The organism is Rothia sp. ND6WE1A (genome assembly GCF_001683935.1).
GTDB lineage: Bacteria > Actinomycetota > Actinomycetes > Actinomycetales > Micrococcaceae > Rothia > Rothia amarae.
This window is the reverse complement of the sequence record NZ_LXTU01000037.1, coordinates 99,070-120,331: the sequence shown is the minus strand read 5'-3', so window position 1 is coordinate 120,331 and position 21,262 is coordinate 99,070. Positions and strand designations below refer to the sequence as shown.

Sequence of the window (21,262 nt, the reverse complement as noted above, 5' to 3'; positions counted from 1 at the left end):
AATGGCGATGGACGTGAAATTGAGTTTGCGGGTGGGAGCTGGGGTTTTGGTAGGTGCTCTGGCGTTGACGGGTTGTTCTCACAGTGATGTTGATGTTGCTGGTGGTACGGCTAGTTCATCAACGCTGGCAGCGGATTCACCTGCTGAGGTTAATCAGGATTTTGAGCAGGCGGTATTGGGTACAGTTGAAGCATCAGATATGCCGGTTGACGAGTGGAGATATGCGGGAGGAAAGCAATTTGATTCTGAATATTTTCACCGCCGTGTTCCGCAAATGAGTACTTATTGCGGGAAAAAAGAAGATGGTACAGAGCTGTACAACAAAGATTTGCGCCTTGAAGCAGAGCATCGCTTCACAAAGGAAGATTATCTCAAGAAGAGTAGTGAGATGCGGGCGTATTGGGAGTCTCAGGGGTTCAAACCTTTTGTGGTGGGTGCAGACGAGGAATCAAAGAAAATTGCTTATAAGACTGAAGGCGGTGCTCTGATTCAGTTTGATGCTGGTGAGAATGGGCTGATGATTTTTGCGGATTCTGCGTGTGTTTTGCCGGGTGAGGCTGATCCCTTGGCATCTTGATCTACACATATATGAAAGGTCTTGTGGTGCGGAAATCCGTAATTGGGTGGCTAGTCCTGGGCATGATGGTGTGTTCTGGGTGTTCTATGCAGTTCGAAGATGGCGCGGTGAGTTCGGTTTCGGAGTCTGAAACGAAGGTTGAAGCTGTGCAGGATGATTTTCGCACTGCGGTTCAAGAGACAGTCAATGCGACGGAATTAGGATCCGACCGTTTTGAATGGAATGAGCGGAAACCATATTCTCAAGTTTCTTTTGAACCAGGGCAGTATCGAGCTACTAGGTGTGGCGGTAACGCTAAAGACGGGTTTGAGTATCATTATGCTGCTGTTATCGAGGGAGACAAAAAGTATTCTGCTGATGAGTGGGAGCCTCAGTCTGAGAAGATACGAGCTAAATGGGAATCTTTGGGGTGGGAAGTGAAAAATGTTGCTCCGGGGACCAAAGACGCTCCGGGGATTACGATTGGGGCTTCGACTCCTGCTGGGGTGACTGTTTTGTATTCGGTGAGTGAGGGCGGAGTAGATTATGTTCGTGTGTCTTCGCCGTGTTCTGGTGAGATTCCTGTGCCGTCGTCCTCTGCTTCAGCCTCATAGTTATTTGTTTTTCTGGGTTTTCGGGGAAAGGTTTTTTGATGTTTTTCTCTTCTGAGTCCCGTCGTTTGTTGAGTGTTCGCGCGGCTGTGTTCGTGGCGGTGTTGGTGTTGTCCGGATGTGGTTCTGTTGAGCCGAGTGCTAATGAGGTTTTTAAGGATTATTATTCTGCGTTGACGGGGACGATGTCTGCTAGCGTGCATCGGGACGATTTTCAGTGGCGTGATGGTTATGAGAAGTTTCCTTATCCTAATGAAGCTAAATGGACTGATTTCAATCTCTATATAACTAACTGTAATAATGAGGATATTGCCCGATTGGACGGTATGTACGATACCTATAAGCTGAATTTGGGCTATAAGAATCCTCAGGAGGCAACCGATAAGGTTGCTGCGTATTGGGAGTCTCAGGGGTGGGAAGTGAAAGATATTACCAGTGAGAAAGAGCCCGATATGCGTCAAATTCTCACGGTGACTGATACCGATGTCAATTTGTTGTATACCGCAAGTTCTCGTGGTGAGGCTATTGAGGCTACCTCCAAGTGTATTTCTGAGTTCTATCACGAGGATTCTCCTGCGGAGGACCCGGTAGTTTATTCAGCTCAAAAATAGTTCCGATGTTTCATTCTCTCTTTTTGATATTTTTCTCGGTGCCCCCTCGTTTTTTCAATATCTCTATGGCATTAGCAATGGGTATGCTCGTGCTTACAGGATGCGGTTCTGTGGATCAGAAGAATGAGGCTGTTGAGCCTGGTGCTAATGAGATTTTTAAAGAGATGTACTCTGCGGTGACTGTTGCTACTAGTGCTAATGGGAATGACAAATAGCTAATGAATCATAAGATTTAGGGCGACAAATACCGGTCCCAATGTACTGCTCGCGAGCAAATCTTGGATGCGAAATTATTCTGGTTCCTTTAAGTAGTGCTTTTGTTCCTGCAAGCATTCTTAGATGAGAGCTTCAAAAATAAAGCCCAGGATGTAGATGATAAAGGGCAGAAAAAATACCAGATCAAGGAAGATGACCACTATCGCCATGTCACCTCCTAAGCGGTTATATACCGTCGTCGACTTCCGTTCAGCTCTACTGAGTTTATAAGCCTTAAAAGCCAAGAATAAACTTGTTACCCATAAGAGAGGAGCAGCAACCCCAAAGAGAGTTATCAGTAAAATAGAAAAACTCGCAGTACTATTTGAAGCAAAACCCCCTATGAACAGTACTGGAGTAGCAATTATCATAATGAGAGCAATTGCTGGGCCACATAACGCTGCTTTGTTAGCCAAATCCTTAGACGGGGCATTCTCAATCATTTTATCTTCCATAGTTAGATGATAAACACAGCCCACTCATAAAACCGGTGTTCAAAAACACAAGCCCCCACCTTGTTCGGGCATATAAACCTGGGGTAAGCTAAATCTCGTTGTCTTCGCGGCAATAGTGACGGCCCCATCGTATAGCGGCCTAGTACTCCGCCCTCTCACGGCGGCAACACCGGTTCAAATCCGGTTGGGGTCACAACCCAAAAATGCTCTTCACAATGAAGAGCATTTTTTGTTTAAAAATAGATTGCGCCGCAGGGATAAAACCCATAGATATGCAAGAATACAGACTGTGGACGAACAAACAACACCTCTGGCACCCCAACCCATCGAAATTGACGCTGAACTGCGCACCGTGCAAACAGCTCGCTCAACCATCAACGCGGTTACTCTCCCTCTAGAAACAGCAGAGGTCGAAGAGTCACGGACCACGGTTGCACGCACGCTCACGCAGCTCGATGACTACGTGCTACCCCGCCTTGCCTCGCTCGACGCGCCGCTCACCGTCGTCGTCGGCGGCTCCACTGGCGCCGGTAAATCAACCCTGGTCAACACCTTACTGGGGGAGCCCATTACCCGCTCGGGCGCGATTCGCCCCACCACCCGGCAGCCCGTGCTTTTGCACCGCCCTGAAGATATTGATGCGTTATCACCTGCGCGTATTCTGCCCCACTTAGAACGCATCAAGCACGAAGGTAAAGGTCCGCTCGTCGGTGCCGAATTTGGCTCGACCGACCAGCTCATTACAGTAGCTACTGACTCCATTCCCGCAGGCATTGCACTTATTGATGCCCCAGACGTCGACTCGGTCAGCGAAGATAACCGCCGCCTCGCCAAACAACTGCTCGAAGCCGCTGATCTCTGGCTCTTCGTCACCACCGCAAACCGCTATGCCGATGCCGTGCCGTGGGAACTCCTGCACCAAGCTGCCCGCCGCGACATCACAGTAGCCGTGGTCCTCAACCGCGTACCAGAGGGCTCAGAAGAAGAAATCGAAGATGATCTCCGCCGTATGCTCTACGAGGCAGGAATTGACCCCGCCCTGCTACTCACCGTCACCGAACAAGAGACCGACGAGCGCGGAATGCTGCCCTCGGTTGCTCTTGTTCCGCTCGTTTTTTGGCTCAGAGAACTGGGTGCTAACACCGATGAACGCTCGCGCATCGCCCGCCAAACGCTAGAAGGTTCAATTCGCTCCGTTGCAGACAGAATTGAGCAAATCTCACGGGCACAAGAAACCCAGTACGCAACCTTCGACCGGTTGGCATCGGCAGTTGATAGTTCCTACAACCGCGCTGCCCACAACATCATCGACTCTACCCAAGACGGCTCCTTGCTCCGCGGCGAAGTTCTCTCCCGTTGGCAGGATTTCGTGGGAACAGGCGAATTTTTCCGCTCCATTGAAACGGGCATTGGCCGCCTTCGCGACCGGGTAGCCGGTTTCTTCAAGGGGCAACCATCGCAGGCAGTCGAAGTCGAACAGGCGCTGGAAGTCGGTTTACACTCGGTCATCGTTGAAGAAGCCGCTAAAGCTGCTGAAAGCACTCAGCGCCAGTGGCTCGACGAACGAGCCGGGCGCACCCTGCTAGCTGGCTTTGATGCCGGTCGTCTCGATGAAGATTTCCCCGCCCGTGTTGCCGAAGGTATTCGTGCCTGGCAAGAAGACGTAATGGATATGATTCGAGAAGAAGGCGCCGATAAGCGCCAGCGCGCTCGTTTCATGTCGCTGGGCGTGAACGCCGCAGCCGTCATCTTGATGGTCGCAGTGTTCTCCATGACCGGCGGTCTCACCGGGCTAGAAGTCGGGATTGCCGGCGGTTCCGGCGTAGTAGGCACCAAACTCCTCGAAGCAGTCTTTGGTGAAGACGCCGTTCGCCGCATGGCTCTCGGTGCACGAACCAACCTAGAAACCCGCATCAAAGAAATGCTAGAAGACCACTCCGCCCTGTTCTACGAGCGTCTGGACGCGATTGATAAAGGCCCTGCACCCGAACTCATTGCCCGCAACGCTCAGGAAGTTTCCGCAATCGCCAGCGCCCTCAAAGGAGGTCACCAGTAATGTCACCAGCTCACCGCAACGCTGAACAGTCGCTGACCCACCTGGCGCAGCGCGTTGACTCCCTCAATACCGCAGTGGAGCTGGGGGAAGGGCGCGTAGATGCTGACTCCATGGACCACGTGCAGAAAATTCTTGAGCGCACCTCCCGCCGGCGGGAACTCTCCGCCGAGCACACCGTCATTGGCTTCTTTGGCGCAACAGGTTCAGGCAAGTCCTCACTGTTCAACGCGGTCATTGGGCAAAAAGTTGCCCAAAGTGCCGCCCGTCGTCCTACCACCTCCAAAGCGCAAGCTGCGGTCTGGGGCAGAGAAGGCAGCGAAGAACTCCTTGACTGGCTCGATGTTGAAAATCGCGTCTATTTTGACGACGACGGCGAAAACGCAGCGCAGTCGCTCAACCGCGCAGAAGTTCCGCAAACCGACGGCATGTGGAACCGCATGAAGAAAATGATGGGGCGCGCCAACCTGCAGACCCATAGCGGCGGATTGATTCTGCTTGATCTCCCGGATTTTGACTCCATCGAAAAATCTAACCGCGCCATCGTCGAGCGGATGGCTGGATACGTTGACGTTTTGGTGTGGGTATTTGATCCGCAGAAATACGCCGACGCCGTGATTCACGACGAGTTCATCACCCCCTTGGCTGAGCATGGAGCTGTGACCATGGCGGTGCTTAACCAGGCAGACCGAATTCGCGAGAGCGAAATCCCTGGCGTTCTTGATTCACTGCAGCGACTCTTGGCCGAAGACGGACTCAGCGATAACCTGCTGGCACCGCCGGTAGCTGTCTCCGCTAAAACGGGGGACGGCATCGACAGGCTTCGCGCCGTTCTGGGCAAAGTAGCGGTTGAAAAATCCGCAGCTTTGGCGCGAATTGAAGCTGACCTCGATTCGGCAGTAGCTACCCTCAATGAATTCGATGGCAACGGAATCCCCGATGGAATTACAGGAACCGGCATACGGGAGCTAGAGCACGGACTCTATCAAGCGTCCAACGCGCCCGCTGTGGTCAGTGCCGCTGCGGCATCCTACCAACTCCATGCTGTATCAAATACCGGTTGGATTGCTACCCGCTGGCTCCTGAAATTCAGAAAAGACCCGCTGAAGAGACTTAACCTGCACCGGGAAAACCAGGAATCATCTATTTCTCGTTCGTCTTTGCCACCGCTGAGCGCCGGACAGAAGTCGCAGATTAGCTCATCCATTCGACGTTTCTCGCACGACTGCGCCGAAGGCGTGGGGGAGCCGTGGAGTCATTCCATTCGCGATGCCGCCCGTTCACAGGAGCAGAACCTTCCCACTGCCCTAGAACGAGCAGTGGGCAGAGTGGACTACCAGGCGCAGAAAAAACAGTGGTGGTGGATTCTGCTCAACATCATCCAGTGGATTGGAATCATCGGTGCTTTAGCAGGGCTTCTGTGGCTCACCGCTATGGCCGCCGCCGGTTACTTCCAACTGCAGTTGCCGCCCCCGCCGGTTATTGAAGGAACAATCTTCCCCCTCCCCACCTTGCTGGTGATAACAGGGCTTCTGCTCGGTATCGTCACCGCCGTCATCGGCAGAGTGATTGCCGCCGCAGGTAAGAGAATGTATGCCCGTAAGATTGAGCGCCAGATACGATTCAATATCGAGGAAGTCTCCGAGCATTATGTGGTGGAGCCGGTTCGAAGTGAACTTGACCGCCACCAAGCATTTGGCGAAGCCCTAGCAAACGCTCGGTAGCTTGCCCCCGAAGAGGACATAGGAGTACTACCTTGGAGCACACAGATCCCCCCATCCGGGTGCGCAATTACAGGGAATCAGATGAGACAGCATGGGTTCGAACGCGCGTCTTAGCATTTCTGGATACCAGCTACCGCGATGACGTGCAGATGTACCGTGAGCGCTATGAGAATCCCTCGGTACGTTTAGTGGCCGAAGAGACCTCAAGCCGCCAGCTTGTGGGATTGATGGATATTGAATATGAAAACAAACCGGGGGAGGTCTGCAATTTTACCGGTGAACGCGGCGGAATCATCTGGCACCTGGCAGTTCTTCCCGAATACCGCAACGTAGGCATTGCCCAAAAACTTTGGGAAGAGGCGCTCGTTCAGCTTGAACGTGCAGGTATTCACCGGCTCCAGGTGTGGACCCAGGACGACGAACCCGCCAACCACTGGTATGTTGCGCGGGGCTTTGAGCTCAAGCACTCCTACCTCAACGTGTTTGCCCGTGGGTTTATCGATAAGGGCCCCCTGAACGAGTTATTGGTGGGCGCCGATAAGACCTGGGAATTTGGGCACATCCGCAATCTGAATTTTGAGGCAGATAGCAGCCAGCGGGAGCGTTTAGAAGCCTTGAGCTACCGAATTCACGAGGTGCGCGGTTATGAGCTTGGTTTGAAGAAAGTCTTACCTAGCTCGTAGCGCGTCGGTGAGCTGGTGCGCTGCTTTGCACACCACTTCTGCATGAAGTCTGCCCGGCTGGCGGGTAAGGCGTTCAATGGGGCCGGAAATGGAAACCGCCGCAATGACCTTGCCGGATGCGTTGCGCACCGGAGCTGATACGGACGCCGTGCCCCGCTCGCGTTCGCCCACCGACTGAGCCCAGCCTCGACGTCGAACCGCCGCCAACATGGTTGCTGAGAAGCGCGAATTACGCAGACCTTCAACCAAGCGTGCTTGATCTTCCCACGCAGTCAAAACCTGGGCAGCAGAACCAGCTCGCATAGACAGCTGAGTGCCCACAGGAATCGTGTCCCGCAATCCAATGGGTCGTTCTGCTGAGGCAATGCAGACACGCCAATCACCCTGACGGCGATACACCTGGGCGGATTCGCCGGTGATATTACGCAATTGATTGAGAACAGGTCCCGAAGCTGAAATGAGTCGGTCTTCACCGGCTGCAGATGCCAGCTCGGATATACGTGGCCCCAGCATAAAACGCCCCTGAATATCTCGGGCGACTAGGCGGTGGTGCGCTAGCGCTACGGCGAGACGGTGGGCAGTGGGGCGAGCAAGACCAGTAGCTTCAACCAGCTGAGAGAGTGAAGCGGGACCAGCTTCTAGGCAGTCCAAAATGTAAGCAGCTTTGTCGAGAACTCCGACTCCCGAGGAAGTTTTTTGCGGGGTGCTGGATTCTTCGCTCACTGAATTCCTTTCAAAATATGCACATATTCGCGTAGAGGGATGGGTTTCTCCACTAGTGGCATATATATTTATGCAAAATCTAGTAAAAGTATGTCATTCTCAATATTTGATATGCAAGCTCATTTAATGGAAACTTTGTAAAATCCTAGCCACACTGGTGGGAGATCAATTTTCATACGGAGGAATAAATGGCTGAAGGAATCGCATCGAAACCCCGAACCCTGGCAGAAAAAGTCTGGGATGCCCACACCGTCGTCAAAGGTGACGGCGGTAAGCCAGATCTTCTCTACATCGACCTTCACCTGGTTCACGAAGTCACCTCACCCCAAGCCTTCGAGGGTCTGCGGTTAGAAAACCGCCCGCTGCGTCGTCTTGATTTGACCATTGCCACCGAAGACCACAACACCCCCACCGAGGATATTTTCAGCACCATCGCGGATATTACCTCGCGTACTCAGATTGAAACCCTGCGAAAAAATGCAGCAGAATTTGGGGTAAGAATCCACTCGTTGGGCGACATGGAACAGGGAATTGTGCACGTGATGGGGCCACAACTGGGGCTGACCATGCCGGGCATGACGGTCGTTTGCGGGGACTCCCACACCTCCACCCACGGAGCTTTCGGAGCCCTGGCATTTGGCATCGGCACCTCTGAAGTTGAGCACGTGATGGCAACACAGACCCTGCCGCTGGCTCCCTTCAAAACCATGGCAATCACCGTTGATGGCACACTCAAACCCGGTGTCACCGCAAAAGACATCATCTTGGCGGTCATCGCAGAAATCGGCACCGGCGGTGGGCAGGGCTATGTCTTGGAGTACCGTGGCTCCGCTATCCGTTCGCTGTCCATGGAAGGTCGGATGACCATCTGCAATATGTCCATCGAAGCGGGCGCTCGCGCCGGTATGGTCGCTCCCGATGAAACTACTTTCGAGTACGTCAAAGGCCGCGAACACGCACCCACCGGTGAATTGTGGGATCAGGCGGTGGAGTACTGGAAAACCCTGCCCACCGACGAGGGCGCCCAGTTCGACCGCGAAATATTCATTGATGCCAACGAACTCGAACCGTTCGTCACCTGGGGCACGAACCCCGGCCAGGGTATTCCTCTTTCGCAGGCAGTGCCCTTCCCCGAAGATTTTCAAAGCGAAAGCGACACCGCAGCAGCGCAGAAAGCACTGGATTACATGGGGCTCACTGCAGGAACCCCTATGAAAGATATCCCCGTGGACGTGGTCTTTTTAGGGTCCTGCACTAACTCGCGCATCGAAGATCTACGTGCGGCCGCTGACATCGTCAAAGACCACAAAGTTGCAGAAAATGTACGCATGATGGTGGTTCCTGGATCGCAGAAAGTGCGAGCTCAGGCAGAAGCCGAAGGTCTAGATCAAATTTTCAAAGACTTTGGTGCCGACTGGCGCTTTGCCGGGTGCTCAATGTGCCTGGGGATGAATCCTGACCAACTTGCGCCGGGGGAGCGTTGCGCATCTACATCGAATCGCAACTTTGAAGGTCGCCAGGGTAAAGGTGGACGAACGCATCTGGTCTCGCCCCTCGTCGCAGCGGCAACCGCAATCCGTGGCACGCTGAGCTCCCCGTCCGATCTTGAACCTGCTACCGCCTAAGGAAATCTTTTATGGAACCAATTAAAAAGCACACAGGTATTGGCGTGCCCCTGCGCGCCTCAAACGTTGATACAGACCAAATCATTCCTGCGGTGTACCTCAAGCGAGTCACCAAAACGGGTTTTGACGACGCCCTTTTTGCTAACTGGCGTAAGGATGAAAAATTTATCCTCAACCGCGAGCCGTATTCCCAAGGCACCGTGCTGGTTGCAGGGCCTGATTTTGGTACCGGATCATCTCGTGAACACGCAGTATGGGCGCTCAAAGATTATGGTTTCCGCGTGGTAATTTCTGACCGGTTTGCCGATATTTTCCGTGGAAATTCAGGCAAACAGGGGTTAGTTGCCGCTCAGGTGACACAAGATAATGTGGAATTGCTCTGGAAAATCCTGGAAAACGAACCGGGGACTGAAGTGACCGTCGATTTAGAAAATAAAACCGTGCTGTGCGGTTCGGTAGAAGTGCCGTTTGAGATTGACGATTACGTACGCTGGCGACTCATGGAAGGGCTGGACGATATTGGGCTCACCCTTCAGCAGGAAGGAAAAATTTCCGAGTTTGAAAAGAGCCGCCCCGCCTGGTTGCCCAAGACGCAATAAAGAAGCATTGCCCAGTGCCATCGCCTGAGCCGTCACATGTGTTTTCCACCTCGAGGTGCTGTTCCCAACAGTAAGTGGACAGACTTTTTTGATACGGGCGGTGTACTCTTATCCTTATTATTTGCTTTATTGTTAGTAGATAATTGTTTGTTAGAAACTGCGGTGTATAAACAATCTGCAGATATAACACCTAGAGAACCCCTTGCTCGTACGTTTCTGCAGTGAAACTGCGTGCTGAGACAACATGATTGGAAACATATGACCAGCGCACTACGAATCGAAGGTGGCAACCCGCTCACCGGTGAAGTTAAAGTTCGCGGAGCCAAAAACCTTGTTCCCAAGGCGATGGTTGCTGCGCTACTGGGCTCAACCCCTTCTACGTTGCGCAATGTTCCCGAGATTAAAGACGTTCAGGTAGTCACCTCTCTGGTGGAGCTTCACGGCGTAGCGGTTCACAATGATCCCAAAACCGGTGAACTCACCATGAACCCCACCAATGTTTCTTTGGCTAACCACGCTGATATTGACGCTCACGCTGGCGATTCACGTATCCCTATTTTGCTCTGCGGTCCTCTTTTGCACACTTTGGGCGAAGCGTTTATTCCTGACTTGGGTGGCTGCCGTATTGGTGATCGTCCGATTAACTACCACCTGCGTGTTCTTGAAGAATTCGGCGCCAAGGTAGAGAAGCTTCCCACCGGTATCTCCATGCGAGCTCCTTCAGATGGTTTGAAGGGTGCAAAGATTCACCTGGAATACCCCTCGGTTGGTGCAACTGAGCAGGTACTTCTGGCTGCAACTCGTGCAGAAGGTAAGACTGAACTGACCGGTGCAGCTATCGAACCTGAAATCATGGACTTGATTGCTATCTTGCAAAAGATGGGCGCAATCATCACTGTGGAAACCGATCGTCAGATTATCATTGAGGGCGTGGATGAGCTCAAGGGCTATACCCACACCGCTCTTCCTGACCGCAACGAATCTGCTTCTTGGGGTTCTGCGGCTCTTGCGACCGGCGGCGATATCTTTGTTCGCGGCGCAGATCAGAAGGACATGAGCACCTTCCTCAACGTCTTTCGCAAGATGGGCGGCGGCCTCGATATTCAAGACGACGGCATCCGCTTCTACCACCCCGGAACCGACCTGAACCCCTTGTTCGTTGAAACGAACGTACACCCCGGCTTTATGACTGACTGGCAGCAGCCACTGGTTGTTGCTATGACGCAGGCACAGGGCGTATCAGTAGTTCACGAAACCGTGTACGAAAACCGCTTTGGTTTTACCGATGCTTTGGTTCGCATGGGTGCTACCGTGCAGATTCACAAAGACTGCTTGGGTCCCACCGTGTGCCGTTTCGGTCATCAGAACTTCAAGCACTCCGCCATCATTACCGGCAAGACTCCTTTGCACGGTGCAGACATCAACGTACCTGACCTACGTGGTGGCTTCTCCCACATCATTGCCGCTTTGACCGCTGAAGGCACTTCGAATGTCACTGGCGTATCTGTGATTTCCCGCGGCTATGAGCACTTTGTGGACAAGCTGCAGGGCTTGGGAGCTCAGTTCGAGGTTTTGAGCTAATGAAAGGCTCGGCTACCTCCCAGCAGCCATTGCCAGAGCTCAAGCCCACGGCATTCGGTGATTCGATGTACCGGGTCTTGGGAACCGCCGCGCGCGGTGTATATCGCTCGCTTCTTTCCCTCCAGCTAGAGGGCAAAGAAAAGCTACCTCGAGACCGCGGGTACATCGTGATTTCTAATCACCTCACCGAGCTCGATCCGGTAACCGTGGCCTACCCGGTCTTCGTGACAGGTACTTTACCCCGGTTCCTTGCCAAAGAATCTCTCTTCCGGGCACCTGGCCTTGGATGGATTTTGCGGACACTCGCTCATATCCCCGTAGCACGCGGCTCGGTCGATGCCCGCAAGTCCCTTGAGACCGCACAGAACGTGGTGGACGGTGGGGGAGCGGTCATTATTTATCCAGAGGGCACTTTATCGAAGGACCCCGATGGATGGCCGATGGCTGGACGGACGGGCGCCGCGCGTCTTGCCCTGGCTACAGGTGCACCGGTCATTCCTATTGCTCACTGGGGGGACCAAGATTTCCTCCCCCCGCATAGCAAGCCCAGTATTTTGCCTCGCAAAAAGGTGCGCGTGAAAGTGGGGACTCCGCTGGATTTCTCGCACATTGTGCAGTCTGAACCAGGCAAAAAGTACACGCGCTCAGAGCTCGTGGAACTCACTGACTTTATGTTGGACGCCGTCACCGAACTCCTCGAAGATATTCGAGGTGAAAAAGCCCCAGAGGGTAGATTTAATCCTGCCACTGGTCAGCGAGAAATAAGGGGTTAGTAGTGACTGCATCGGTACAAAAAGTAGCGGTTCTTGGAGCCGGTAGCTGGGGAACCGCATTCGCCAAAATTGTAGCGGATACGGCCGCTGAACAGCAGACTTCAGTTGAAACGGTACTGTGGGGGCGAAACCCTCAATCGATGCAACAGTGTCAACAAACTCGGGTGAACGAGAAGTATTTTCCCGGCATAGTGCTGCCCGAAAAGCTTCAGTTCACCGCAGACCTGCAAGAAGCTCTCTCAGGCGCCGATATTGTGGTCTTAGCTATCCCTGCTCAGTCTTTGCGAGCTCAGCTTGAAGTGGCAATTCCGCTGAGTGAGCCGCACGCCGTCTTCGTTTCTTTGGCGAAGGGGCTGGAACAGGGCACGCGTTTGCGCATGTCGGAAGTCATCGCGGATGTGCTGTCAACAGTACATCCGCAGCTGAGCGAGTCCGAGACACAGTCGCGCATTGCGGTCTTATCCGGACCCAATCTCGCGAAAGAAATCGTGGCAGAGCAACCGACCGCATCGGTGATTGCCGCGCATACTGAGGAAATCGCCCAAGCGATAGCCAAAGTGTGCGCAAGCTCCTATTTCCGCCCTTACATCGGTACAGATATTGTGGGGGTCGAAATTGGCGGGCTGGTCAAAAACGTTATTGCCCTTTGTGTAGGAATGTGCGATGGGCTGGGTTATGGTGACAATTCCAAAGCTTCTGTTATGACCCGCGGATTGGCAGAAATTACCCGTCTTGCGCTGGCTCTAGGTGGAGAACCCGCCACCATGAGCGGTCTGGCAGGCATGGGCGATTTGGTTGCAACCTGCTCTTCTCCTCTGTCTCGCAATCACACTGCCGGTCGTCACCTAGCTGCAGGAGTTTCATCCCGCGAGCTGGGCACTGTCATGACGCAGACTGCCGAATCAGTGAAGACCGCGCCCGTCGTTGTCGAACTAGCATCCCAACACGGTATTGAAATGCCCATCTGCGAGGCAGTGAGCGCCGTCCTTGCTGACCAACTCAACATCAAAGATTTAGCCCCGCAGCTTCTGGGCAGAAGTCTGAAGAACGAAAACAGCACTCGTTCGATCTAAACAACCTAAGAATTGAGAAAATACAAGAGATGTCACACCCCACTTCAGATGCTCACTCCAAAAAGGCAACTGTTGCCCTACTCGCTGGCGGACGTTCCTCAGAGCATCCCATTTCTCTAATTACTGCATGCGGTGTACTTGGCTCTATCGACACCGATAAGTTCAACGTGGTGATGATTGGTATTACCGAGGACGGTCGCTGGTATCTCACCAATCTCGAAGAACTGTCGGCATTGACCGCGCAGGGTGCTTCAGCTCGCTTTACCGCAGGCAATCAGCAGGTCTTCTTGCCCTTAGGTGGCGGCGATTCGCGCCTTCGCCTGGTGGATGAAAACAACGAGATGCAGTACAGCGAACCCATCGATGTCGTATTCCCACTTTTGCACGGACCCTTTGGCGAAGACGGCACTGTGCAAGGTCTGCTGGAAATGGCAGATTTGAAGTATGTGGGCTGTGGCGTAGCAGCTTCTGCCATCGGCATGGATAAGCATTTCATGAAGGTAGCTTTTGAATCAGCAGGGCTAGAAGTTGGTCCCTACGAAGTGGTGTCCAAACGGCAGTGGGATAAAGACCCGCAGACAGTCAAAGAACGCATTGCAAATCTGGGCTTCCCCCTGTTCGTCAAGCCTGCGCGCGCTGGTTCTTCCTTCGGCATTACTAAAGTTGATGCAGCAGAAGAATTGGACGCCGCCATTGAAGAAGCTCACAGATTTGACCCCAAACTGGTCATCGAAGCTGGTATTGAAGGCCGCGAAATCGAATGCGCAGTGCTGGATACTTCTGCCGGGGGCGTACCGAGAGCTTCCTATCCTGGCGAAATCGTGATTACCGATCAGGATCACGGTTTCTACGACTTCGACGCCAAGTATGTTTCGAAGAATTCAGCACGGACGCAATGCCCGGCAGATTTGCCAGAGGACGTACAAAAAACCATTCGCGAACTAGCCGTAGAAGCTTTCCTCGCGCTCGATGGTGAAGGGCTTTCTCGGGCAGATTTCTTCTATACTCCCGATGGAAAAATTATCATCAATGAAGTCAATACCATGCCCGGGTTCACCCCCATCAGCATGTATAAGACCATGTGGGAGAACTCAGGTATTGATTATCCCTCTCTTATTGAAGAACTCATTCAGCTAGCTCTGGAACGCCCGCTGGGTCTGCGCTAATCCCCATAAAATTTGCCCCGCACTGTATCAGTGCGGGGCTAATTTTTTACAGTGGCTTTAGCCGGCTGATTTAAGTTCTCTCAAGTGCTGCTTACTAGCCTTGGGTACTGAGCGAATCATCGATGTTGCTACATTTTTCGGTCTGTTTTAGCTGGGCTACGGGTGAACCTAGCTCTACGAGCAAGGTAGAACTGCTGACTTTATCGGCGTCGAAAGTGACCTGTACATCAGGGGAGCGGCCGAAAGTGGTGGCTGTCCAGGTGCCGGTCGCGGTCTGGGTGGAAGAAGTGGAGCCGTCCTTTTCTTTGGACGGCTTGATGATCCAATCCACGCCATTGACCGAAGCACACGGATCAGATACAGGACCGGGAACCTCCACTCCGCATTTGAGAATAATCGACGCGGGATCTCCCCAGGCAGTAGTAGCCTGAGCGGTCGTTTCTCGCTGCGCCAATCCGCCCAGCTCTTCCGGCATGGCAACTAAGGCTTTGGCGCACTCGGGATTAGTGGCATCCGGTGCGGGCTCTAAATGGACCGGCCCTGCCCCGCACGCCGTCATCAGCAAGCTCAGCGGAAGCAAGAAAGCCAGCGCCGCGCGTCTTACTATTTGGGGTGACGTTGAAGAAAACACCATTCCATCCTACCCAAGGCGGGGGCGGGAGAGTGTGGCAGGTTCATCATTTTCTTCGCTCACACTCACTGCTAGGCTGAGGGAGATAGAAAATGCAGAAGGGGGCAAGCATGAGAGAACGCTCATGGCAGGGTGGACTGAAAACCGCAGGTGCAGTAGGTCTGCTCACAGGCGTATCCATTATTTCAGTCACAGTTGCCCAGGCTGAATCACGCGTTGCCCCCGCTACTTCAGCCGCCGCGCCCACTGCCCTCACCACCGGTGCGAGCGCAGAACCAGCCCCCCCTGGCATGGAGGTGACTCAGAGCTCACCCGCTGCAGTTCCTGCAGAACCTACTGCTCCAACAACGAGCCCTACTCCTGAGTCCACAGACCAGCCAATGCGCGCACCGAGTCTTACTGCTCAGCCGACGGATGCCCCGACGACAGAGCTTATTGAGGCACCTCCAGCAGAGCCAACTGCTACCCCTTCGGCGGAACCAACAACTCAGCCGACTGCTGAGCCAACGAACGAACCTACCACTGAACCCACGGTAGAACCGACAACCCCACCAACAGTTGCCCCTCCTGTTGAGCCAACTACCGAGCCAACTGTTGAGCCGACTGCCGTACCTACCGCGCAGCCCTCCGTTGCCTCGGTTCCGCTTCCCACCGAGGCTCCTACTCTTCCGCCCACTGCAGCGCCTAGCCTTGCTCCGACGTCGATACCGACGGTGGCGCCCTCTAACGCTCCCATGCCTACGAACGTTCCTGAACCTCCGGTAGCGCCCTCTACTGCCCCCACCCAAAGCGGTCAGCCGCAGGCGCTGGTTCCGCCAGCGGTTCCGGGCACTCCTTCACCCGTAGCGCCCACAACCCGGACTACTGTCCCGGTGCCTCAGGCTGCTCCGAGCCCTCAGGCGCCCTCTCAATCTTCTGCCGTTCCAACCTCGAGCACTCAGGCGCCCAGTACCTTGGAACAGTGGGCTCAGAATCGTTCTCAGCCAGCGCCGCAACCCCTCCCACAGCGGTCCAAGTTAGAAAATATTGCTGGAATTGCCCGGGCTCCGCAAAATAATACTGCCTTGCGTGATAGCGACCAGGCACATTCGCCCCAGGGCGCAGCCGCTTGGGTAGAGAGTTTCTTCAAGTCTGATAATCACACAGGGTCCTCAGGAGACGGCACTACTGCCGGGGTCACAGGAGCTTCTGATCAGGAACAGTCTTCATCGTCAGTGCTCACCAACGAGGCTCTAACCCGTGGGCAGGCAATTATCAAGGGGTATGGTCCAGCTTTGCTCTTTTCTCTAGTGGGACTCGGTACGATTTTTTATGTCACCCGCGAATTCTCGCGCTCTACTCGTGGTGACCGCTAAAAGCTATGAAATCTTCAGCGCACAGTGCAGCAACATTCGCATCCCCGGTAAGGAAGTTTTCAGAATCGGAGATTTTGCGGGCTTTTGTGCCGTTGCTCGAAGAACACAATCGATGGGTGGGGGATCAACCAGGAAATCTTGTCGAAATGACGGTGGGGCCCGGCGACGATTGCTCGGTACTTTCCGTGCCGGCTTCCCAGTTGGTATTCACTACCGATACGCAGACCGAGGGGCAGGATTTCAGAAGGCAGTGGAATTCCGGGGATACCACCACTGGCTATGATGTTGGCTGGAAAGCAGCCACCCAGAACCTTGCCGATGTGGTGTCCATGGGTGCAGAACCGATCACTTTGCTGGTTTCGCTTTCCACTCCGCCGGATATTCCTTTGCAATGGCTCAAAGATTTTGCCAGGGGGCTCACTGACTCGTGTCGGAAGAATGGTGCTGAACGCTGCTCTATTTCCGGTGGAGACTTAGGTGCGAGTACTGAGATTTCTGTGACGGTGACGGCGGTGGGGCGGTGTGCAGGTGCGCCACTTCTCCGTTCGGGCGCTCAGGTGGGCGACGTCGTCGCTATCGCTGGTGAACTAGGCACGGCAGCCGCTGGCTTTGCGGTGATGGAGTATTCTCAAGGCTTCAGCGTCGATGATTTAGAGAATCGCCCCGAGCACATTTTGCGAGCGGTTCAAGCACAACAACGACCGCAGACGCCAACGAGAAATGCGCTTCAGGCGGTCGGGGTAGCCCACGCCATGATGGACATTTCAGATGGTCCAGTGCGAGATGCTCAGCGTATCGCCCAAGCGTCCAAGGTTTCCATCCATCTTGAAACTGAACTGTTCAGAGCGGATATTGCCCAGCTTGAACCCGTGGCGGACTGGCTCATTGCCCGTTCTGAAATCCAAGAATTTTCCCTTTCAACTGCCACCCGCTGGGTTCTCTCCGGCGGCGAAAACCACGGCATGTTAGCGTGTTTTCCTGTAGATACTCCATTGCCGAAAGGGTTTCGGGCAGTTGGAAGATGCGAGAGGGCCCACCCCGGTAGCGTTTTCGTTGATGGCAAAGTGCCCAGCGATAAAGGGTGGGATCACTTTCTCGCAGAGTAAAATTTTCACCAAAGGTATTTCGGACAAACTCGTGCGCTGAGAGCCGCGCGATTCGATGAAAGTAGAGGCAAAGCCATGAAGCAGTGGACTATGCAAGGACTGTGGAAACCTTGGATGAGCCTGTCCATTGAATCGCTGGCTCTTCAGGAGCAGACGCTGAATTCGATGAATGTTTTTCCTGTAGCTGATGCCGATACGGGATCGAATATGCTGGCCACGCTACGCGGTACTTTAGCTCCATCGGCGTTGGAGGGCGCTCGCTGTGCCCTTGATTCTTCTCGAGGGAATTCGGGAACACTTTTGTCTGTGTGGCTAAAGACTCTCGTGGAATCACTCGGTGAAACCGGTATACTCACTCCAGAGGCTCTACACTATGCTTTGTTCCGGGCGTGGGAGGTTGCTCAAACTGCGGTGAGTGCTCCCGCAGAAGGAACTATGCTCACCGTCATGCACACTCTCGCTCAGGCTCCGGTTCGAGGGGAACTAGAAGAACATTTTCCTTTCTTGATATCCGAAGCTGCAGAGGCTGCGTTTGCCACGCAAAAGCTACAGCAACAAGCGCGGGAGGCACACACCTTTGACGCCGGCGCTGTGGGTCTCGCGCTGGTGGTGAAGGCATGGGGTCAAGCAATGGGGCTGGAAATACCGCAGAATGAAACAATGGACTCTATTCTTACACCGGGACCCGCTGCTGATGCGGGGCAAACAAGCCCGGCGTCGTCCGGCGATGCAGGGGTACAGACATCTTCTATGAGTGTTGAAATCGTATGTACGGTACAGCTCTCCCCGTTGGATATGGCACATTTGCGCAGTATTTTAGATGCCCTGGGCGATTCAGTAGTGATAGCACCGGTGGATCAGGGGAGCGGAACCACGCCCTCATGGCGGGTTCACGTGCATGTACCTCAGCAAGATAAAGCGTTACAGGCGATTCGTGCACTCGCCGAACCTGAGAACCTTCAGGTGACCTCGCTGGAGGCACACTAGTGGAGAGTGCTTCAGCTGACGGCGCTCTCTTTGACGAGAAAGCACTGAAGAACCCCCAGCCTAAACCTAAGGCTAAGACTACGGTGAAGAAATCCTCTCAGGCTTCCCCTCGAAAGAAACGCGTAAGCACTGCTCCTCAACCGCCTATTTCGCCTGAGAAAGCCAAAGCGCAAAAGAAATACGCGCAAGAAAACCGTCTAGAAAACGAAAAACTTGCAGACTACCTGGGTGCGGCGCAGGCAAAATCGCTCAAATCCAGCATCGGCGTGGAGACCGTGGGTGATTTTCTTGAGTTCTACCCCCGCAAATACTTACCGCGGGGGGAATTGAGTTCTTTTGCGGATCTGCAAGAAGGCAGCGAAGCCACTCTGATAGCCAAAGTTCTCAAAGTGACAACTCGGTCGATGAAAGCCCGCCGTGGTTCAATCACCGAAATTTTGATAACGGATCAGCTCGGCGAGCAACCCGATCCATCATTTGGTGCAGAGACCGGACGGACTCCGGTACAGCCTGCCCGTGCAGATTACCGTTTTGCTTCGGGCGGTAGTGGTGCTCCCAACGTAGCTAATCCGCGAATTCATGGTTTGGCATCTGGCTACTCCGATGGATATGGCACACCCCTGCCCCCTGAATTTGATATGGGTAGTGTTTTTGGGGGATATGCACCTGATTCTTATGCCATGGTGGGCAGCACCTCGACCATGACTCTCTCCTTTTTCAACGCATGGACCGCCGCCCGGGAAATTTCTGCAGGCGATCACGTGATGTTCTCTGGCAAAGTCGGTTCATACCGGGGCGAGCTGACACTAACTAACCCCCACTACGCCGTCCTTTCTGAAAACCAAGACCACGGCGGGGACATCGAGGCGATAGAGCGTGCGAAAACACGGGCCAACGCGCCGATTCCTGTCTACAAAGCAACCTCGAAACTTCCCACTGACCGAATCGCTCTGGCCATGGAACAACTCCTTGACCGCGCACCTCTCAAAGATTTAGAAGATCCCATCCCGCCCGCTATCAGGCGGCAGCGAAAAATACCCAGTCTTGCCTGGACCTACCGAGGGATTCATACTCCCGATAGCGAGGAAACCTGGCGAGCAGCCCAACATTTCTTACGGTACCGTGAGGCATTCGTCCTTCAATCAGCTCTGGCACGTATCCGCGCTGCCCGCGCCGCACACACCACCGTGGCACGTTCTTTTATTCCCGGCGGCTTTGCCGACCGACTTCTTGAGCTTCTGCCCTATGAGCTGACCGAAGGACAGCGGAAAGTAGGAGAAGACATTTCCCGAGACTTGGCGTCACAAGTTCCCATGAACCGGCTACTTCAGGGCGATGTCGGCTCAGGCAAGACCGTGGTGGCATTGCGTGCCATGCTACAAGTTGCAGATAACGGCGCCCAGGCAGCTATGCTCGCGCCCACCGAGGTGCTCGCCGAACAGCACTATCGGTCCGTTCTGGATATACTGGGAGACCTCGCGCAAACAGATTCAGCCTTGGAAACCCCCGTTAGCGCTGGCGCTCCTACTCAGCGTTTGATTAGGGTAGTGCTTTTGAAAGCGTCCATGCCCACTCGCCAGAAGAAACAAACCCTTCTCGAAATTGCCGCAGGAACAGCAGACATCGTGATCGGCACCCACGCTCTGCTGGCCGACGCCGTTTCTTTCGCTGACTTGGGCATGGTCGTCGTCGATGAACAGCACCGCTTCGGAGTCGAACAACGCGATGCCCTGCGTGGGGCACAGGGCGAACTACCTCACCGCTTGGTAATGACAGCAACCCCGATTCCCCGAACCGTTGCCATGACCGTTTTCGGGGACCTCGATACCTCTGTTCTCGACCAGCTACCAGCCGGGCGTCAAAAAATTCAGACAGTCGTCGTTTCGCTCACCGAGCACCCCACCTGGGAAAAAAGAATGTGGGAAAGAGCCCGCGAAGAAGTCGACGCCGGGCACCAGGTCTACGTGGTGGTTCCCAAAATTGGGGCGGGGGAGAACACCTCCACCATGGAAGAGGGCGAACTACTCTTTGGATCGACCCAGGCGCAAGAATCCAGCGCTCGCGGAGGAGATCTCAATTCGGTGGCATCAATGATTGAGGAACTAGCCGAAAAACCGGTTTTGAAAGGCATCAGAATCGCCGCCCTGCACGGCAAAATGGAGACGGCCGAAAAAGCCGCAACCATGCAAAAATTCAGCGATGGGGAAATAGATCTTTTGGTCTGCACCACGGTGATTGAAGTGGGTGTCAACGTTCCCAACGCTACCTTGATGATTATTATGGACGCCGATCGATTTGGTATCTCGGGATTACATCAGCTGCGCGGCCGCATCGGGCGTGGACAGTTGCCCGGAACCTGCCTGTTGGTGACTTCCCAGGATTCCGAGGGAGTCTCCCGCCAGCGGTTGGACGCAGTTGCTTCCACCACCGACGGTTTCGAACTATCTCGGATTGACTTGGAACAACGCCGTGAAGGCGACATCTTGGGTGCGGCACAATCGGGTAACAAATCTACGCTCAAATTATTGCGTGCGCTGACCGATGCCAAACTGATTGAAAAAGCGAGAGAAGATGCTTTTGGGATTGTTGAAAAAGATCCCACTTTAGCCCAGCACCCTGATTTAGCGCGCACGATAGACCGGGCACTCGATGCTGACCGCGAAGCTTTCCTCGGCAGAGGCTAAGCTAGAGTGAT

Annotated in this window: 20 protein-coding genes and 1 tRNA gene; 18 read left to right on the top strand and 3 right to left on the bottom strand. The window is 54.0% G+C overall.

Annotated features, from left to right (window positions below; all coding sequences use genetic code 11):
* The first annotated feature begins 7 nt into the window (after positions 1-7).
* Genes A7E48_RS04900 through A7E48_RS11120 form a run of 4 tightly spaced genes read left to right on the top strand, consistent with a single transcriptional unit; the run spans position 8 to position 1,993 of the window.
* A complete protein-coding gene (locus tag A7E48_RS04900; protein WP_068170244.1) occupies positions 8-577 on the top strand; it encodes a hypothetical protein in 570 nt (189 codons plus the stop codon).
* A gap of 26 nt (positions 578-603) precedes the next feature.
* Positions 604-1,170 carry a hypothetical protein gene (locus A7E48_RS04895; RefSeq protein WP_141669376.1) on the top strand — a complete coding sequence of 189 codons (567 nt, stop codon included), beginning with the start codon at positions 604-606 and terminating at the stop codon, positions 1,168-1,170.
* 38 nt (positions 1,171-1,208) lie between these two features.
* Positions 1,209-1,778, top strand: a complete 570-nt coding sequence (locus A7E48_RS04890) for a hypothetical protein (protein WP_068170237.1) — start codon at positions 1,209-1,211, stop codon at positions 1,776-1,778.
* 5 nt (positions 1,779-1,783) lie between these two features.
* On the top strand, positions 1,784-1,993 hold the full coding sequence (locus A7E48_RS11120; protein ID WP_068170235.1) for a hypothetical protein: 210 nt from the start codon (positions 1,784-1,786) through the stop codon (positions 1,991-1,993).
* A gap of 120 nt (positions 1,994-2,113) precedes the next feature.
* Here the strand turns inward: A7E48_RS11120 and A7E48_RS04880 are convergent, their stop codons facing one another.
* Positions 2,114-2,476, bottom strand: coding sequence for a hypothetical protein (locus A7E48_RS04880; RefSeq protein WP_068170230.1), 363 nt, complete (start codon positions 2,474-2,476; stop codon positions 2,114-2,116).
* 132 nt (positions 2,477-2,608) lie between these two features.
* On the opposite strand from A7E48_RS04880, the gene A7E48_RS04875 reads away from it, so the two are divergent.
* The 4 genes from A7E48_RS04875 to A7E48_RS04860 all read left to right on the top strand — a co-directional run bounded on the left by A7E48_RS04875 (position 2,609) and on the right by A7E48_RS04860 (position 6,948).
* Positions 2,609-2,681, top strand: a tRNA-Glu gene (locus A7E48_RS04875).
* 96 nt (positions 2,682-2,777) lie between these two features.
* Positions 2,778-4,544 carry a dynamin family protein gene (locus A7E48_RS04870; RefSeq protein WP_233125988.1) on the top strand — a complete coding sequence of 589 codons (1,767 nt, stop codon included), beginning with the start codon at positions 2,778-2,780 and terminating at the stop codon, positions 4,542-4,544.
* On the top strand, positions 4,544-6,265 hold the full coding sequence (locus tag A7E48_RS04865) for a dynamin family protein (protein WP_068170228.1): 1,722 nt from the start codon (positions 4,544-4,546) through the stop codon (positions 6,263-6,265). The genes A7E48_RS04870 and A7E48_RS04865 overlap by 1 nt, the downstream gene beginning before the upstream one ends.
* Positions 6,266-6,297: 32 nt before the next feature.
* Positions 6,298-6,948: a GNAT family N-acetyltransferase gene (locus tag A7E48_RS04860; protein ID WP_083147203.1), complete on the top strand. Its 651-nt coding sequence runs from the start codon at positions 6,298-6,300 to the stop codon at positions 6,946-6,948.
* On the opposite strand, the gene A7E48_RS04855 is transcribed toward A7E48_RS04860, so the two are convergent.
* Positions 6,934-7,671 (bottom strand): IclR family transcriptional regulator, encoded by a 738-nt coding sequence (locus tag A7E48_RS04855; protein ID WP_083147202.1) that lies wholly within the window; start codon positions 7,669-7,671, stop codon positions 6,934-6,936. The two genes, A7E48_RS04860 and A7E48_RS04855, sit on opposite strands and share 15 nt — an antisense overlap.
* Before the next feature lie 188 nt (positions 7,672-7,859).
* On the opposite strand from A7E48_RS04855, the gene leuC reads away from it, so the two are divergent.
* The 6 genes from leuC (at position 7,860) to A7E48_RS04825 (ending at position 14,488) form a co-directional block, all read left to right on the top strand.
* Positions 7,860-9,296, top strand: a complete 1,437-nt coding sequence (leuC, locus tag A7E48_RS04850) for a 3-isopropylmalate dehydratase large subunit (protein WP_068170222.1) — start codon at positions 7,860-7,862, stop codon at positions 9,294-9,296.
* An 11-nt stretch (positions 9,297-9,307) separates the two neighbouring features.
* Positions 9,308-9,895, top strand: coding sequence for a 3-isopropylmalate dehydratase small subunit (gene leuD, locus A7E48_RS04845; RefSeq protein WP_068170219.1), 588 nt, complete (start codon positions 9,308-9,310; stop codon positions 9,893-9,895).
* A gap of 258 nt (positions 9,896-10,153) precedes the next feature.
* Entirely contained in the window at positions 10,154-11,476 is a 1,323-nt protein-coding gene (gene murA, locus A7E48_RS04840; RefSeq protein WP_068170217.1) for a UDP-N-acetylglucosamine 1-carboxyvinyltransferase, read from the top strand.
* Positions 11,476-12,249 carry a 1-acyl-sn-glycerol-3-phosphate acyltransferase gene (locus A7E48_RS04835; protein WP_068170214.1) on the top strand — a complete coding sequence of 258 codons (774 nt, stop codon included), beginning with the start codon at positions 11,476-11,478 and terminating at the stop codon, positions 12,247-12,249. Before murA ends, A7E48_RS04835 begins: the two co-directional genes overlap by 1 nt.
* A gap of 2 nt (positions 12,250-12,251) precedes the next feature.
* Positions 12,252-13,322 (top strand): NAD(P)H-dependent glycerol-3-phosphate dehydrogenase, encoded by a 1,071-nt coding sequence (locus A7E48_RS04830; RefSeq protein WP_068170212.1) that lies wholly within the window; start codon positions 12,252-12,254, stop codon positions 13,320-13,322.
* Positions 13,323-13,351: 29 nt separating this feature from the next.
* Positions 13,352-14,488 (top strand): D-alanine--D-alanine ligase family protein, encoded by a 1,137-nt coding sequence (locus tag A7E48_RS04825; RefSeq protein WP_068170210.1) that lies wholly within the window; start codon positions 13,352-13,354, stop codon positions 14,486-14,488.
* 94 nt (positions 14,489-14,582) lie between these two features.
* On the opposite strand, the gene A7E48_RS04820 is transcribed toward A7E48_RS04825, so the two are convergent.
* Positions 14,583-15,122: a DUF3515 domain-containing protein gene (locus A7E48_RS04820; RefSeq protein WP_068170209.1), complete on the bottom strand. Its 540-nt coding sequence runs from the start codon at positions 15,120-15,122 to the stop codon at positions 14,583-14,585.
* 107 nt (positions 15,123-15,229) lie between these two features.
* Between A7E48_RS04820 and A7E48_RS10965 the strand changes: the two genes are divergently transcribed.
* The 4 genes from A7E48_RS10965 (at position 15,230) to A7E48_RS04800 (ending at position 21,251) form a co-directional block, all read left to right on the top strand.
* Entirely contained in the window at positions 15,230-16,474 is a 1,245-nt protein-coding gene (locus tag A7E48_RS10965; protein WP_141669375.1) for a hypothetical protein, read from the top strand.
* Positions 16,475-16,479: 5 nt separating this feature from the next.
* The gene (gene thiL, locus A7E48_RS04810) at positions 16,480-17,580 is read left to right on the top strand and encodes a thiamine-phosphate kinase (RefSeq protein WP_068170203.1); all 1,101 of its coding nucleotides are present in this window, start codon (positions 16,480-16,482) and stop codon (positions 17,578-17,580) included.
* 75 nt (positions 17,581-17,655) lie between these two features.
* Positions 17,656-18,567, top strand: coding sequence for a DAK2 domain-containing protein (locus tag A7E48_RS04805; protein ID WP_083147199.1), 912 nt, complete (start codon positions 17,656-17,658; stop codon positions 18,565-18,567).
* The gene (locus A7E48_RS04800; RefSeq protein ID WP_083147198.1) at positions 18,567-21,251 is read left to right on the top strand and encodes a helicase-related protein; all 2,685 of its coding nucleotides are present in this window, start codon (positions 18,567-18,569) and stop codon (positions 21,249-21,251) included. The genes A7E48_RS04805 and A7E48_RS04800 overlap by 1 nt, the downstream gene beginning before the upstream one ends.
* The last annotated feature ends 11 nt before the right edge of the window (positions 21,252-21,262 follow it).

Excerpts from the sequence above, each read along its gene's own strand:
- A7E48_RS04890 (WP_068170237.1), top strand. The coding sequence starts at position 1,209 with ATGTTTTTCTCTTCTGAGTCCCGTCGTTTGTTGAGTGTTCGCGCGGCT.
- A7E48_RS04900 (WP_068170244.1), top strand. The coding sequence starts at position 8 with ATGGACGTGAAATTGAGTTTGCGGGTGGGAGCTGGGGTTTTGGTAGGT.
- A7E48_RS04805 (WP_083147199.1), top strand. The coding sequence starts at position 17,656 with ATGAAGCAGTGGACTATGCAAGGACTGTGGAAACCTTGGATGAGCCTG.
- A7E48_RS04865 (WP_068170228.1), top strand. The coding sequence starts at position 4,544 with ATGTCACCAGCTCACCGCAACGCTGAACAGTCGCTGACCCACCTGGCG.
- leuC (WP_068170222.1), top strand. The coding sequence starts at position 7,860 with ATGGCTGAAGGAATCGCATCGAAACCCCGAACCCTGGCAGAAAAAGTC.
- A7E48_RS11120 (WP_068170235.1), top strand. The coding sequence starts at position 1,784 with ATGTTTCATTCTCTCTTTTTGATATTTTTCTCGGTGCCCCCTCGTTTT.
- A7E48_RS04835 (WP_068170214.1), top strand. The coding sequence starts at position 11,476 with ATGAAAGGCTCGGCTACCTCCCAGCAGCCATTGCCAGAGCTCAAGCCC.
- murA (WP_068170217.1), top strand. The coding sequence starts at position 10,154 with ATGACCAGCGCACTACGAATCGAAGGTGGCAACCCGCTCACCGGTGAA.
- A7E48_RS04825 (WP_068170210.1), top strand. The coding sequence starts at position 13,352 with ATGTCACACCCCACTTCAGATGCTCACTCCAAAAAGGCAACTGTTGCC.
- A7E48_RS04880 (WP_068170230.1), bottom strand. The coding sequence starts at position 2,476 with ATGATTGAGAATGCCCCGTCTAAGGATTTGGCTAACAAAGCAGCGTTA.
- A7E48_RS10965 (WP_141669375.1), top strand. The coding sequence starts at position 15,230 with ATGAGAGAACGCTCATGGCAGGGTGGACTGAAAACCGCAGGTGCAGTA.
- thiL (WP_068170203.1), top strand. The coding sequence starts at position 16,480 with ATGAAATCTTCAGCGCACAGTGCAGCAACATTCGCATCCCCGGTAAGG.
- A7E48_RS04820 (WP_068170209.1), bottom strand. The coding sequence starts at position 15,122 with ATGGTGTTTTCTTCAACGTCACCCCAAATAGTAAGACGCGCGGCGCTG.
- leuD (WP_068170219.1), top strand. The coding sequence starts at position 9,308 with ATGGAACCAATTAAAAAGCACACAGGTATTGGCGTGCCCCTGCGCGCC.